The following is a 14,078-nucleotide window of genomic DNA, read 5'->3' as shown; positions in this document are numbered from 1 at the left end:
TGGCCGGACGAGTGTCGACTCCGACGCCGCATTTTTTATGGGTAAACGCACACTCACAGCACGAGGCCTTCGACTCCGACCGGCACTGGACTGGCTCGCCCCAATCCAGCACCGACAGGAGTACCGCGCTTATCGTTACCCACAGGCCTCGGGTCATGGCCATCGTACCTGATCGATGAGCACTTCACAACACCCAATCGCACTCCGCCTCGAGCGACTGGTCGGCGGTGACACCCGATTACTCGCGCTGGTGATGGCACTCCCGCTGGTCGATGGTATTTTCGTCGCGCTGATACTGGCTGGTGCACTCGATACGACGATGGGCGCGATACAGGTCGGCCTCCTCATCTTCGGTGGCAGTGCAACGCTGGCCGTGATCCTCGCTGAAATGCAGGGGTCGGTGCGCCACCAGGTTCGCGTCGTCCTACTCGTTGGAATTCCGTTGATCGTCGTTGCGGCGATGCAGGCGGCACTGGCACCCGCGATCGGGAGCGTCGTCGATACCGTTATCTTCGAACGATTCGCCGCCCTGGTCATCCTCGCAATTGCGGCAAAAACGGCGAGTGCGACGGTCGGTGAATACTTGCCAGGGCCGGGAGTTATCATCGTCCTGGGATTGTTCGCTAGCCTCGACCCCACGGGCGCTGAACTCGCCCTGATGGAAGACCCTGCGCTGGTCGCCAATGCAACCCTTGCGGCCGTTATCGGTGTCGCGTTCGCCCTGAGCGTTGCGGTGAGTGGACCGTACCTGCGCACCTACATGGACATCAACCGCTTCCGCTTTGGAAGTGCGGTCGCGCTGGGACTGTTGCCCCTCTCGATCATGGGCATGGCGTTCGGACAGGCACCTCTCGCGGCCCTGATCGTCGCCGCAATCTTCGCGCTCGATCCCGATTCGTCGGGCGATAAGTCGCTCCCCGGTGTCGGCTCCGGGACGCGAACCGACGGTGGGACCAGCGATGGCGAACTCGAGGCACTCGAGGAACTGTCTGAAAATCAGTCGGATACCGAGGCAACCGAACCCTACGAGGATACCGACGATGACGACGAACCGTACCCGAGCGACGATACGACGACGACCCAGGGTCGGGCACCCTGGTTGTAACGGGTTGGGTGGCCGTTTTTCGTAATCGATATTCCGATTACTGCCTCGAGATTCCGCCGTGTCTCGAGAGTCGTAAAACCGGACCGAATCGTAACTGCTTTAGGGTGGATAACCCAAGAAGCGGCCACGGGGTTGTGGCCAAGCCAGGCATGGCGACTGACTCCAGAGGTCCCGCGCCCGGGACGACACTCCAGACTGATATACTGATCGGACACCTGATCAGTGTCCGTGTGATGACCCTCTGGAGTTCCGAGGCGCACCGGAGATATCAGTCGATCGGGGGTTCAAATCCCTCCGACCCCATTTTCCCTGCGACCAATTCCGTGAGCAGCAGAAATTACAGGAGGAGGGTTTGAGCCCAGAGGTCGAGCGAGGCGAGATCCTCGTGGTTCAAACATATCTCTCCGTATTAGGCTTGAAAAGCAGGTCTATTATGTAGGTTAGAATATAGATGGGCATATGGAAGAATCTCATTTTGACGTATCGCTCAGGAGTATGATTATGATTATAATTATATGGACCTCTGTTTATAGCTTGTCTGAAATTATCGCCCCATGGCGTCTATCTAACGTGGTCGTTGCAGGGTTTGCAGGAGGTGTCTCATTCGTTCTTTCCGTAGCATATATTCAGTATTTTGATGGTTAAATAATGTGGCCGAGATATGGCTAGCTCGAGACGTTCTCGTTTTTCATTCGAGGTATCCCAATCCCCGCAACTGTTCGGCAATTTCTTCGAACTCGGCTTCGGTCAACTCGCCCGACTTTTGATGTTGGATGACGATACTGCGGAGCAAAAACCGCGTGAGATCACTCGTGCTCTGAAAGCTCGTTCCCTCGATGGTCTCTTCGACGCGTGCGGCGAGGTCCTTGGGGATGGAGACGGTCGTATATTCGGTCATCGTGACTACTGCATGGGTCGCTGGCCGTCCCCAAATGTGTATCGCTCACTGGCTCTCGAGTACTCGATGGGGAGAAACGACGACGACAGTGACGAGTCCATACGATTTTTCACCTTGCGTTCGAACGAGCGAGTATGGGAGTTCGGCCACCGACAAACGGCGGAGATGACGAGCCGGAGAGTATCGAGTTCGGCATCGCGGCTGTCGATGCCCGGTTGAAGCAGACGGATATCGAGTTTCCTGCCACGGAAGCTGACGTCCGGGAGGCCCTCGGTACGACGGCGATTCCGTACGACGTCAAAGGGAACAGTATCGCCCTGGGGAAGGCACTCGAGGCCGTCGACGTCGAGACCTTCGAGAGCCGCCAGGAGTTACTCAACGCCTTGCATCCGGTGTTCGAACACTATCGGGAGGAACGGTCAGGTGGTCTTCTTGGACGCGTTCGGTCACTGTTTGGGCGGTAATCATCTGTGACGGTTTCCACGCGGTAACCAGAAACCAAGTATCGGATTGGCTGTCGCTCACGATGGGAAACGTCAGTGATCTCTCACACGTCGACGTGTGAGCCGAACCGACGGATCGACTCACCTGTTCAGGTTTTGGAAGCCGCTCAGTCGTGTGTTCACAGAGATTACGATGCGGATGCCCATCAATCGAGTCGTGAAATGGTACGGTGGTTTTTATTCGTCGTCGCGCTCGAGTGACTGCGTTCGGGTAAACCGCTCGAATCGGCGTCGTTGTTCGCGATGGAGGGTGACGATCATGTCCGAGAGGACGCCGAACATGACGAGTTGGACGCCGAGTAAAATCGCTGCAGCGGAGACTACCGCGAGGATGTTGTGGCCGACGCTGTATTGAACCCACTGCCAGAGGACGTACACGGCCACCAGTAGCCCGCTGAATATTGCGGTTGCGCCGAGGCTCCCGAAGTAAAACAACGGATTGTTGGTTTTCGCCAGCGAGTACAGAGTCAGGATGATGGTCCCACCATCCCAGACGGGATGAAGATTCGTTTCCGAGTCTTCGGGTCGGGCACGATAGCTGACCGGGACGACGGTCGTTTCGATGCCCTGACGAACGCATTCGACGGCGAGTTCGGTCTCGATCGTGAACCCGTCCGAATCGAGTAGCAGGCGTTCGAACGAGTCGGTCGTGAACGCACGATAGCCGGACAGGATATCTTCGTAATTAGCGCCGTGGATGACGTTGAAAGCTCCATTGATCATTCGGTTCCCGACGCCGTTGAGTCGCTTCATCGCGTCTTCGTCCATCTTGGCGAAGCGATTCCCGATCACGTGCTCGTAGCCACGGGTGAGCGGTTCGAGCATGACTTCGGCTTCGGCCGGGTCGTAGGTCCCGTCGCCATCGAGCATGAGGACGTATGAAACCTCGATATGTTCGAATGCTTCGCGGACGGCCTGCCCTTTTCCCGAACCCGATTGTGTCAGCACCCGAGCGCCTTTTTCACGGGCGATTTCCCGCGTTTCATCGGTCGAGTCGCCGTCGACAACGAGAACGTTTTCGTAGCCTTGCTCGAGGAAACCGTCGATAACGGAGCCGATCGTGGCTGCTTCCTCGAGAGTCGGAATGAGAATGCAGACTTGCTCGGGTGGGAGGGGGTGGGACACTCCCGCCGTTTCAGCCGCGTGTTTCTCAGATGCACCATCGTCTGTGGCAGCCGATTTGTTGGACGCTGTCTCGAGGTCGCGGAACTCAGCTTCGATACCACCGTCCTCGTCCATTGGCACACTCTCAACGCCCAGTGTGGAAAAACGTACTGATCGAACGCGCGGGTATATCCGAGACCAAGATCTGTTACCTGACAACGGTCACGCCACAGTAGCCAGGGAAAGTCAGTACACACACGTTCGAAAGCGTGCGTCGCGGTCGGTGTGTAGATCGTTTCACTGGCACCTATCTCGACTCGTGGGTGCCCTGGCCCGGTCGAACAGGGGCGTCTCTACTCGAGGATTTCGATCGTTCCACGGATCACTATGAGCGAACAAACCTGCAGTGGGCGAGCTCGAATCGGGTGTGTGCTGCTGTGTGGTTGACACCACGTCGCGAGCACGTCACTCGTTCAGAGGTACCGATTCCGTGTCGTACTCGAGGACATCGTCGAAGAGGTGGCCCAGGGTATGAATGGTCTGTTCGTCGTGCTTTTCGGGATCGATGTGGACGTACGCGACGGCACCGGCTTGCCGAACTTCCTCGAGAGTGACGTGCAAAAACCGAAACGTCATTTCGAGTCCTTTTCCCTCGATAAGCGGTGTTAGCGAGTCGAACCAGAGCAGTGGATTGGTGTCGTCTTCCCACCGAAGGAACGCTTCGCCGATTGCGATGCCGATTCCGGTGACATCCTCGGTGCCAATTGTCTGGACGTACGCCTGGGGAAGGTTAACGGCAGTTGACGCTGCGCTCACGGAACGCGTCACCTCGCCGATGGAGACGATGCCTAATCGCTCGGGAAAGGAACCGATCGTCGATTGCCAGTTCTCGAGCAAGGCTTGTGCAGTGTGGGCGCGGGAGACCACGACGGTTGGTTCCGGCCGAGACCGAGACGAACGAAGAGCATCCACGCAGCGGATTGTTTCGTCGGCGGGGAGTGAGGGACAGACGACGAGCGCACTCGAGCCTGGTTCTCGCTCGTCGGCACAAAGCGACTCGTGGACACTGCCCATGGTGTGGGTGACGGGCGAGTACGTAATAAACGACCCGGCCAATGTTCACCTTTCGATAGGTTTTCGATGACCGATGCACTGGATTTGCTGTCGACCGCTCGTTCGCGGGTTAAAAACCGAGGAAGCCGACCGCCAGGATAGCTCCGGCTACAGCGAACAAAATCAGTGCGACGAGTAGTCTTCCGTACAGTATACGAACTCTCATGCTCCCCTCCGCCCGTAGCCCCCCAGCTACCGGCTCTCGACCTGAGCTCTTGTAGCCGTATTAATAAAAGTCGGTGACTGTTCACTTCGCCATCACGCCGGTAGGCACTACGCTGTCACGCCGGTAGGACCGGTATACCACCGGTAAGTGTGGGCTTACCGGCGGGATACCGCACTTCAATTAACGTGCGGTGTAATTACACACCAAATTCTGGCAGATGAACCACGGTCTCGCTCCGTAGGCACGAGTCATCCAATCGGTTGTAACTAGTTACCGGATTCGGCCATCCAGTATAGCGATTAGCTGGAAGAGCCTCCAATCGACCCTGTTACACCCAGAGCAGTAGCCAAGGTGCTGTTGAACCGAGTCATGACCACCACGAAGCGATACGCCCAGCCGGTAAACAGTACTTATGATCGGTTGAGCGTACACTCATTAGTGCAATAATTTCAAGAACCGGTACGAATATTCGAGCCGATTGACTTTTGTGACTTCGCGACCTGTGTATCCATACACGTTTGAACACCTCGTGAACCGACATGCAAACTGAACTATCCACTGCCGAAACGGCACATGATGCGAACTACGACCAGGAAAACGATCGATACGTCTTCGAGTACGATCCGGATGGGGCGGCAACGGTAACGACGACGGTCGTCCACGCGCTCTCGAGTATTGCCAACGTCGACGTGTCCCAGGGGGAATTCTCGCTGTACGACAGCGTCGATCCTGACGCGCTCGAGCGCCTGTTCACAACGAAGGCAGACGGCGAGCCACGGTTGGACGGGCACGTTTGCTTCAGGGCCCTCGATCACGAAGTGTACGTTTTCGCCAACGGTGACGTTTTCATTTATCCACCTGCTGACGAGTGCTCGGTCAGTGGCCCACGGATGCGGTAATCGAGTCGCTCCATCCGAGCACGGTGGCTGTTTCTCGAGCGCATGAACGAAGATAGCGGTCGAAGCTGTAGCTATCGGGCGGAAAATCTCTGCTACTACGGAACGGTTTGAGACGAACGGGGGAGAATCGATTGCTGACACAAACGTCATAACCGCTCGCTTGCGACTGCCAGGTATGAAGGTAGCACCGGGGGCCTGGCGATATACGATCGTTCCCCTCGCCGCTGCGCCGTTCGCCGTCATCTTTAGCGTTGGCGCCAGTATCGCGTTACTCGTCCTCAGCCTTGCGATCATTGCGTTTTTCCGGGATCCGGATCGAACGCCGCCGCCATCGGGTGTCGTCGCTCCGGCTGATGGGACGGTGTCGGTGCTACGCCCGGAGGGCGACCGCTTTCGCGTGGGGACCTTTATGAACGTTCACAACGTCCACGTGGTTCGGTCGCCGTTCGAGGGGACGGTTCGGGAGGTCGAACGCGAACCCGGCGGCTACAAACCGGCCTTTTCGAAGGATTCGGATATGAACGAGAAGGTACACGTCCGACTCGAGGTCAACCCTTCGTCGTTCGAATCCTCGTTCGACGTCACCGGACAAACCAGGGGTGTCAGTGACACGGGAGCGGACGCCCGGTTGGACGACGTTTATCGAGAGCGAGAAGCGGATTCTCGAGAGACAAATGATGTGTCGAGAGACGCGGACGATGCCACTGGCGACACCAAAACTGAGCGCGAACCGGTGACGGCCGACGTAACCTTTATCGCTGGTGCGTTTGCTCGGCGCATCCATCCCTACGTCGAACCCGGTGATACGCTCGAGCGTGGCGAGCGAATCGGCCACATCGCGTTCGGGAGTCGTGTCGACGTACTCTTTCCGCCCGGAATCGACGACGATGATATCGCGGTAGATATGGGTGACTCGATGCGCGCAGGTGAGACAGTCATCCTACAACCGATAGAATACGAGCAGGTTCCTTGACATCCTCCACACGACTGAAGTCGTGGGATTCCTCGCGCTTGGGGTCGGGCGTTCCGACGCCAACGGAGGCAATTTCCCGACCTCGGTTGGTCGGTCTCGGTTTGTAGGTGGTGCGTCGAGTGGTGGGCGTGTGGTGACGCCAGTCCGTTTGGACTACCCTGCTGGCACCCTACAGGCCGTGCCATCGACCCGACTCGAACTCGCGTTCGAGCCTCACTTGGGTAGGGTTGCTTATTGTTGGTGGAGACCCCAATCCAACTCCAATTTTCCCGAGCGAGTTATGCTAACATTCGACCCCAGTCAAGCTAATCGTTCCGATTTTACCGAGGACTCGTCGGATTCATCCCACGACTAAAGTCGTGGGCTTTCTCCTTGATTCTGTAACCGACTCGAGAAAGGATTCTGGAGCGACGATTCACTGGGTCTCTTCGATATCTTCGAGGGCGGTCTCGAGATGCCGTTTCTCGATGATGACTTCCTCGGCCCGTTCGTTTGCGGCGTCGGGTCCGTATTCGGTGGCGACCTCGCGAATTGCACCCATCGAGGCGTTCCGGACGAGGGCTTCGATATCGGCGCCGGTGTATCCCTCGAGTTCACCTGCCAACTCGTCGAGGTCGACGTCGTCTCCCATGGGTTTGCCACGGGTGTGGACCTCGAGGATTTGCTCCCGTGCCTCGAAATCGGGTTCGGGGACGAGAACGTGGGTATCGAGTCGACCGGGTCTGAGGAGGGCAGGATCGATGAACTCCTTTCGATTCGTCGCCGCGAGGACGATAAGATTCGGGTTTTCGCGCATGCCGTCGAGTTCGGTCAACAGCTGTGAGACGACGCGCTCGGTCACCTCGTGACTGTCGTCTCGAGTGGCTGCGATAGCGTCGATTTCGTCGAAAAAGACGATAGACGGGGCGGCCTGTCTGGCTCGCTCGAAAACCTTTCGGATAGCCTTCTCGGATTCGCCCACGTAGCGGTCGACGATTTCTGGCCCGTCGACGCGAACGAAGTTGACGTCGGTTTCACCCGCGAGCGCACGGGCGAGCAGCGTCTTTCCGGTCCCTGGCGGACCGTACAACAACACGCCCGAGGGCGGGTTCGTGTTGGTGACGTCGAACAGTCGCTCGTAGGTCAGGGGCCACTCGACGGACTCGGTGAGCACCTGTTTGGCGTCCTCGAGGCCGCCGACATCGTCGAAGTTGGTGTTTGGGGATTCGGCGACGTACTCACGCATCGCAGAGGGTTCGACGGCAGCGAGAGCGGTGTCGAAATCGGCTCTGGTTACCGACGGGCGTTTGCTCCACTCGGCGCGTTCGGCAGCGTCGGTCGGTCGGCGACGGATTGCCGCCATCGCTGCTTCGGTGACGACGCCGTCGAGATCGGCACCGACGAAGCCGTGTGTTCGACTCGCAATTTTGTCGATATTGACGTCATCGGCGAGCGGCATCCCCCTGGTGTGGACTTCGAGGATCTCTCGCCGGCCGTCCATGTCCGGAACGCCGATCTGAATCTCTCTGTCGAAGCGGCCGCCGCGTCTGAGCGCTGGATCGATCGAGTCGACACGGTTGGTTGCGCCGATGACGATCACCTCTCCGCGAGAATCGAGGCCGTCCATGAGGGTGAGCAACTGACCGACGATCCGGTTTTCGGCGTCACCGTCGTCGTTTCGTGTCCCCGCGATGGAATCGATCTCGTCGAAGAAGATGATCGAAGGGGCGTTCTCGCGCGCTTTTTCGAACGTCTGGCGAAGCTGTTCTTCGGACTCGCCTTTGTACTTCGACATGATCTCCGGCCCGGAGATGGTGATGAAGTTGGCCTCAACTTCGTTGGCAACTGCTCGAGCGATCAGCGTCTTGCCCGTTCCTGGCGGTCCGTACAGCAAAACACCCGACGGTGGATCGACGCCCAACCGTTTGAACAGCTCCGGCTCCGAGAGGGGCAACTCGATCATCTCTCTGACTTGCTCGAGTTCCTCGTCGAGCCCGCCGATGTCCTCGTAGGTGACTCCCGACGGTGGCTCGCTTGTGGCCCCCTTGGTCGAAGGCGTATCCGGTGACGTTTTCTGTTGAGCGGGGTCCGATTGTCGTTTCGAACTCGAGGTTCCCGAAGCTGCGGCACCCGTTTCGTCGAATACGAGGACGGTGGTCGAACTGGTTATCCGGACGTCACCTGCGGGCTCCGTCTCGACGACGGTGAACGGCTCCGTAGCGACGCCCTCGATGCGGACCTGTTCGCCCGCTCGAATCGGTCGGTTTCGCAATTTTTGGTTCGCGACGCGTTCGGCCAGTCGCGATTCGGTGTCGTTCAGGGTCGGTGGTGGCGACAGCGTGACGGTTTCTGCTTCCCGGATCGTGGACTTGTCTTTGGCAGACACTCGTACCGAATCGCCAACGGTCACGCCGGCGTTGGCGCGCGTATCGCCGTCGATCTGGACGACCTGCTCCGGGATCGATGGGTCGGCGGGCCACATCTTGGCGACGGTCCGTTCGGTTCCTTCGATGACGACGGTATCACCGCTCAAAACGCCGAGTTTTCGGCGAGCTAACTCCGGAATCCGTGCCACGCCCCGACCCGCATCGCGCTTTTCGGCCGCTCGCACGGTGAGGGTAACACCGCCATCGTCCGACTCACTCATACCCATCGCTTGCAGGCGAACTACCTTGAGAATTGCCCAGTGATTGGGCCTGTTGTCACGCTGGATCGGACAGACACTCGAGCGAGATCCAATCGAACCAAGGTACTCGAGTGCCTTTCTGTACACGACACTGCATGGTAACGCCAGACCAGGAGGAGACGACACCCAAGGGCCCCCGGTCGCCTGCAGAGAATGCCGAACTCGCCCTCTTGCTCGAGGTGGCCGGTACCCCGAAACCGGGAAACGTCGACCGCGAGCGCGACCTCGAGGAGCTTTGGTTCGAACACTTTCTGGCAGGCGCAGTGGGTTCGCGACGGGGGCTCGAGCGGGCAGAAGCTGGCGCACCTGTCGGTGCTGCGTTCGAAACCGCTGTCGCCGGGATGGCTAACCAGCGAGGTGGGAACACGCAGTTCGGCTGTCTTCTCTTGCTGGTTCCGCTCGTTCGGACGGCAGCTGCCGAGGGGTCGGTGCGTCCAGCACTCACCACCGATACCGTCGAGGCGACGACGATCGAGGATGCGGCTGGCTTTTATCGTGCGTTCGACCACGTCGACGTCTTCGTGGATGATCCGCCTGCCGACCTCGAACCGCTCGATGTCCGTCGCGGAGCAGCCGCAATTCCAACCCTCGAAGAGCGAGGCGTCACGATGTACGAGGTGATGGACGCGAGCGTTCCCGGTGACGACGTCGCCCGCGAGTGGCTGACCGGGTTCGAACGGTCGTTTCGCGCTGCGCAGTGGCTCGAATCGCTCGAGACCCAGCGGTCGGCTACGGACCGCATCGCCGAAGTGTTCTTGCGCCTGCTCGGAGAGCGACCGGATACTCTTATCGCGAGTAAACACGGCGACACAGTCGCTCAGGAGGTGTGTGAGTGCGCGACCGACCTCGCTGCTGCAGGTGCCTTCAGGACTGACCGTGAACGGGTCGATACCTTCGCTGATGACCTCTGTGAACGTGGAATCAACCCGGGAACGACGGCAGACATCACCGCAGCCGGGATTTTCATCGCCCTTGAGCGTGGAGGCCTCGAGGTATGACCGAACGCCCTTCGGATAGTGGTGAGACGGAAGTCACGGACGCGAGTTGGCCCGTCGACCTCACCGGGGTGACCGAATCGGTCGTGACAACGCTCGGCCCTAATGGACTGTGGAACGTGGCCGTCCTGGGCCTGTTCGCCGAGGACCCATCGGGGGGCTGTTCGCCGAGGAACCATTCGACCCTCGTGCGAGCGCGGACGTGGGGCAACACACGAACTAAACGGAACTTTCACCGACAGGGTTGTGGCTACGTGCAGTTCACTCGCGATCCGGTCGATTTCGTCGACGGCGCGCTGTCAATTACGGAGCGGGACGACCCACTCCTCGAGTCCGCAGACGCCTGGGTTCGCGTCCAGGCCACCCCGGAGGGAACGGGAACCGAGGGTGGGACCGAGTGGGAGGACTGGACGCTCGAGCCACTCGAGTCGGCCGTCCGGAATCGAACGGTGACGCCGATCAACCGTGGATTCGGCGCGGTGATCGAGGCGACCGTCGTCGCCTCTCGGCTCGACGTCGAGGGATACGACAGAGCGGAACTCGAGGGACGCCTCGAACACTGTCTGGACGTGGTGAACCGTGCGGGTGGACCACGCGAACAGGAGGCGTTCGCCAATCTGTGTCGGTACAGCGGCTGGTTTCCGAGGCGCTAACGGTCAGGCCAGAACGAATGCCTTTAGAAGCCCCTCGGATAAGAACCGGGTATGGCAATCAAACCGGCCTACATCAAAAAGACCGGAACCATCCTCCTGGAGCAGTACCCGGAGGCGTTCACCACCGACTTCGAACAGAACAAAGACAGCGTCACGAAACTGACGAACATCGAATCCAAGGGTGTTCGAAACCGAATCGCTGGCTACGTCACCCGGAAGAAAGGCGCGGCCGTTCCCGCGTAAATCGAGTCGAGTTCTCGAAGTTTGTCGGTTCTCGAGTTACTGCTACCTTTTCGACAGTATTCTATTCAGCCCTCGAGTTTCTTCGTCAGCGCCAACACCCTCGGCGTTCCGAACATCTACGTTCCCGAGTAGTCAGTGTCCAGCATGGACACGCGACCGCTGGGAACGACCGGACACGAGGTCACCGAAATCGGAATGGGTACCTGGAACGTCGGCTCCGACTGGGGGGACGTCTCTCCGGCTGAGGGCCGGGACGCCATTCGGGCTGCACTCGATGCGGGCGTTACGTTTCTCGACACTGCGGACGTCTACGGTGGCGGTCAGAGCGAGGAACTGATCGCCGACGTGGTAGCCGAACACGAGGCCTCCCCCATCATCGCCACGAAAGCCGGACGCGGTCTCGAGCAACACACCGCCGGTGGCTATACTCGCGAGAACATCGAACGATTTATCGATGACAGTCGCGCCCGGTTGGGCGTCGACGCGCTCGACCTGTTGCAGCTACACTGCCCGCCCACGGACGTCTACTACCGCCCCGAGGTAATCGAGGCACTCGAGTCGCTCGTAGCGGCTGGAAAAATCGATGCCTACGGGGCGAGTGTCGCTCGCGTCGAGGAAGGGTTGAAAGCCATCGAGTATCCCGGACTCGAGACGGTCCAGATTATATTCAACCCGTTCCGCCAGCGTCCAGCTGAGTTGTTCCTCGAGGAGGCGGCCAGACGAGACATCGGCGTCATCGTCCGGGTTCCGCTGGCTTCCGGATTGCTGGCGGATGCGCTCGACAGCGAGAGCACGTTCCCGGAGAACGACCACCGAAACTACAACCGCGAGGGCGATGCGTTCGACGTCGGTGAAACCTTCGCCGGCGTTCCGTTCGAACGGGGACTCGAGGCCGTCGACGCGCTTCGGCCTGCCGTTCCTGACGACTGGACCATGGCACAGTTCACGCTGCGGTGGATTCTCGACCACGACGCGGTGTCGACTGTCATCCCTGGTTCGACGAATCCTGCACACGTTCGTCAGAACGTCGAGGTATCCTCACTTTCGTCACTGAATTCCACACAGCGTCAGATCGTAGACGACGTCTACGAGGGCCACATTCGGGACGAGGTCCACCATCGCTGGTAGCCACCGCGAGGAAGTCGAAGCGAGCGCCAGCAACTCAGAGCATCTCGAAAATTTTGGTCATCCGCACGTACTCATACCTCGAGAGTAATTTCACTCGACCCAACACGACGAAACCCTGCAAACCGTGACTCCATCCAAACGGTTTTAGAGGCAGGGTTCCGAGACGGGACAATGGCAGTACGCGTAGGTATTCTCGGCGCAACCGGTGCCGTCGGACAACGACTGATTCAACTCCTCGAGCCACATCCTGACTTCGATATCGCAGCCCTGACAGCGAGCGACTCGAGTGCTGGCAAGTCGTATCGTGAGGCAGCCAAATGGCGAGCGGATTCCCCAATTCCAGCCGACATCGCAGACATTACCGTCGGCTCAACCGAACCCGATGCCGTTCCCAGTGACGTCGACCTGTTGTTCTCTTCACTCCCCTCGAGCGTCGGTGCAGCCGTCGAACCGGACTTCTGTGAGGCAGGCTACGTCGTCTCCTCGAACTCTTCGAACGCACGGATGGCCGAGGACGTCCCCCTCGTCATCCCCGAAGTCAACCCCGAGCACATCGACCTGCTCGAGGTCCAGCGCGACGAACGCGGCTGGGACGGAGCGCTCGTAAAGAACCCCAACTGCTCGACGATCACGTTCGTGCCGACGCTGGCAGCACTGGCCGAGTTCGGCCTCGAGAAAGTTCACGTCGCAACCCTCCAGGCTGTTTCCGGAGCGGGCTACGATGGCGTGACCTCGATGGAAATCATCGACAACGCGATTCCGCACATCGGCAGCGAAGAAGAGAAACTCGAGACGGAGTCGAAGAAACTGCTGGGCGAATTCGATGGCGCGGGCCTCCAGCTGAACGATGTCGAGGTTGCCGCCTCCTGTAACCGCATTCCGACTATCGACGGCCACCTCGAGAACGTCTGGCTCGAGGCGGCTGACGAACTGTCGCCCGAAGACGCCGCGAAGGCGCTCGAGGCGTACCCATCCGCCGACCTGCCTTCCTCACCCGACCCACTGATTCACGTGTTCGAGGATCTCGAACGACCACAGCCACGACTCGACCGGAATCTCGGAGACGGCATGGCAATTTCGGTCGGCGGCATTCGCGAGTCGACGTTCGGCCTCCAGTACAACTGCCTGGCACACAACACGATTCGTGGGGCCGCCGGAGCGAGCGTGCTGAACGGGGAACTGCTGCTCGAAAACGGCTACCTCTGATACGGCTGCTGTAACTTTTTCTCGGTGTAGGCGACCCGGTACGGCCAATCTCCGGGAAGCGCCTTGTCTCGATAGTTCCAGGTATCGCTCTCACCCGTATTTCGAAACGATTCGCGAGAGGAGCGATTCGCCTTCATCCGCCGTCGTCTCTTCACGACGTGAGAGCTGTCGATCCTTTTCCTCGAGTAAGCGTTCGTAGCGGGTGATGATGACCTGCAGGCGACGCTCGGTGTGCTCGAGTTCGGCCTCGAGGCGGTCGACTCGCTGCTGGGCGTTCGTCGCCTGTGCTCGCGAGCCATCCACACTTTCGCGTTCGCCGTTCCACGCTTTTCGTGCGTCTTCGGCCCGTTCTTCGATGAGACACTCGGTACTCATGATGGGGACTAACACATAGCACAATCGAGTACAAAAAGGTCAGTCAGACGGG

The 14,078-nt window shown here is 59.2% G+C and carries 14 protein-coding genes and 1 tRNA gene; 10 read left to right on the top strand and 5 right to left on the bottom strand.

The genetic code is table 11. The annotated features are described in order from the left end of the window. Positions 1-175: 175 nt before the first annotated feature. Both NLK60_RS03550 and NLK60_RS03545 read left to right on the top strand, forming a co-directional pair. Positions 176-1,105 carry a DUF5794 domain-containing protein gene (locus tag NLK60_RS03550; protein WP_254809519.1) on the top strand — a complete coding sequence of 310 codons (930 nt, stop codon included), beginning with the start codon at positions 176-178 and terminating at the stop codon, positions 1,103-1,105. Between the two features lie 128 nt (positions 1,106-1,233). After that, positions 1,234-1,408: transfer RNA gene (locus NLK60_RS03545), tRNA-Trp, on the top strand. A gap of 385 nt (positions 1,409-1,793) precedes the next feature. Here the strand turns inward: NLK60_RS03545 and NLK60_RS03540 are convergent. Then, positions 1,794-2,003 (bottom strand): ribbon-helix-helix domain-containing protein, encoded by a 210-nt coding sequence (locus NLK60_RS03540; RefSeq protein WP_254809518.1) that lies wholly within the window; start codon positions 2,001-2,003, stop codon positions 1,794-1,796. A 134-nt stretch (positions 2,004-2,137) separates the two neighbouring features. On the opposite strand from NLK60_RS03540, the gene NLK60_RS03535 reads away from it, so the two are divergent. Then, the gene (locus NLK60_RS03535; protein WP_254809517.1) at positions 2,138-2,467 is read left to right on the top strand and encodes a DUF5789 family protein; all 330 of its coding nucleotides are present in this window, start codon (positions 2,138-2,140) and stop codon (positions 2,465-2,467) included. Positions 2,468-2,683: 216 nt separating this feature from the next. Here NLK60_RS03535 and aglJ read toward each other — a convergent pair whose 3' ends face one another. Next, positions 2,684-3,745, bottom strand: a complete 1,062-nt coding sequence (gene aglJ / locus NLK60_RS03530) for an S-layer glycoprotein N-glycosyltransferase AglJ (RefSeq protein ID WP_254809516.1) — start codon at positions 3,743-3,745, stop codon at positions 2,684-2,686. A gap of 330 nt (positions 3,746-4,075) precedes the next feature. After that, on the bottom strand, positions 4,076-4,684 hold the full coding sequence (locus NLK60_RS03525) for a DUF7504 family protein (protein ID WP_254809515.1): 609 nt from the start codon (positions 4,682-4,684) through the stop codon (positions 4,076-4,078). A gap of 744 nt (positions 4,685-5,428) precedes the next feature. Here NLK60_RS03525 and NLK60_RS03520 point away from each other — a divergent pair. Together NLK60_RS03520 and NLK60_RS03515 are read left to right on the top strand one after the other, a co-directional pair. Beyond that, a complete protein-coding gene (locus NLK60_RS03520; protein WP_254809514.1) occupies positions 5,429-5,788 on the top strand; it encodes a HalOD1 output domain-containing protein in 360 nt (119 codons plus the stop codon). 175 nt (positions 5,789-5,963) lie between these two features. Next, positions 5,964-6,761, top strand: a complete 798-nt coding sequence (locus NLK60_RS03515) for a protein sorting system archaetidylserine decarboxylase (protein WP_254809513.1) — start codon at positions 5,964-5,966, stop codon at positions 6,759-6,761. A gap of 415 nt (positions 6,762-7,176) precedes the next feature. Here the strand turns inward: NLK60_RS03515 and NLK60_RS03510 are convergent, their stop codons facing one another. Then, positions 7,177-9,387 (bottom strand): AAA family ATPase, encoded by a 2,211-nt coding sequence (locus tag NLK60_RS03510; RefSeq protein WP_254809512.1) that lies wholly within the window; start codon positions 9,385-9,387, stop codon positions 7,177-7,179. 134 nt (positions 9,388-9,521) lie between these two features. On the opposite strand from NLK60_RS03510, the gene NLK60_RS03505 reads away from it, so the two are divergent. The 5 genes from NLK60_RS03505 to asd all read left to right on the top strand — a co-directional run bounded on the left by NLK60_RS03505 (position 9,522) and on the right by asd (position 13,651). Then, positions 9,522-10,424 (top strand): triphosphoribosyl-dephospho-CoA synthase, encoded by a 903-nt coding sequence (locus tag NLK60_RS03505; RefSeq protein ID WP_254809511.1) that lies wholly within the window; start codon positions 9,522-9,524, stop codon positions 10,422-10,424. Next, on the top strand, positions 10,421-11,074 hold the full coding sequence (locus tag NLK60_RS03500; RefSeq protein WP_254809510.1) for a DUF447 domain-containing protein: 654 nt from the start codon (positions 10,421-10,423) through the stop codon (positions 11,072-11,074). The genes NLK60_RS03505 and NLK60_RS03500 overlap by 4 nt, the downstream gene beginning before the upstream one ends. A gap of 51 nt (positions 11,075-11,125) precedes the next feature. Continuing rightward, positions 11,126-11,317 carry a 30S ribosomal protein S17e gene (locus NLK60_RS03495; RefSeq protein ID WP_254809509.1) on the top strand — a complete coding sequence of 64 codons (192 nt, stop codon included), beginning with the start codon at positions 11,126-11,128 and terminating at the stop codon, positions 11,315-11,317. A gap of 144 nt (positions 11,318-11,461) precedes the next feature. Continuing rightward, the gene (locus tag NLK60_RS03490; RefSeq protein ID WP_254809508.1) at positions 11,462-12,445 is read left to right on the top strand and encodes an aldo/keto reductase; all 984 of its coding nucleotides are present in this window, start codon (positions 11,462-11,464) and stop codon (positions 12,443-12,445) included. A 171-nt stretch (positions 12,446-12,616) separates the two neighbouring features. Beyond that, positions 12,617-13,651: an aspartate-semialdehyde dehydrogenase gene (gene asd / locus NLK60_RS03485; protein ID WP_254809507.1), complete on the top strand. Its 1,035-nt coding sequence runs from the start codon at positions 12,617-12,619 to the stop codon at positions 13,649-13,651. Between the two features lie 90 nt (positions 13,652-13,741). Here asd and NLK60_RS03480 read toward each other — a convergent pair whose 3' ends face one another. Beyond that, positions 13,742-14,026, bottom strand: a complete 285-nt coding sequence (locus NLK60_RS03480) for a hypothetical protein (RefSeq protein ID WP_254809506.1) — start codon at positions 14,024-14,026, stop codon at positions 13,742-13,744. Between the last annotated feature and the right edge of the window lie 52 nt (positions 14,027-14,078).

Origin of the sequence: Natronosalvus amylolyticus (assembly GCF_024298845.1) — an archaeon.
Taxonomy (GTDB): Archaea; Halobacteriota; Halobacteria; order Halobacteriales; family Natrialbaceae; genus Natronosalvus; species Natronosalvus amylolyticus.
Note: the sequence above shows the minus strand (reverse complement) of the source record. Positions and strands in the feature narration are given on the sequence as shown.